The organism is Erwinia sp. PME.40.26/001, from assembly GCF_055556675.1.
Window position 1 is genome coordinate 1 of sequence record NZ_JBVHNP010000311.1, and the last position, 253, is coordinate 253.

Below are 253 nucleotides of genomic sequence, written 5' to 3' on the forward strand. Positions count from 1 at the left end.
TTGCCATCGCTGCCGCGCGTGAACGGGCCGGTCGGATAACGGCCATCGAGGAAGCCGGTGAAGGTATGCAGGGTCTTGAAGCTGCCGTCCGTGCCGATGCTGAAGGCGGTGCCCAGGCCCTTGCTGCCGCCGGCATTGGTGGTGCCATAGAGACGACCGTCCGCACCCAGCACCAGGGCGTTGGGCTCGCTGCCGTCGGTGGCACCGGCGAAGCTGTGGACCAGCGTCAGCGTGCCGTCCGGCGTGAGCCGGT

General features: G+C 68.8%; 1 protein-coding gene. It reads right to left on the reverse strand.

Features of this window, described 5'->3' with window-relative positions; translation table 11 throughout:
- Positions 1-253 (reverse strand): choice-of-anchor tandem repeat GloVer-containing protein (locus ACZ3HG_RS24325; RefSeq protein WP_465335038.1); only part of this gene is annotated, 253 nt, incomplete at both ends.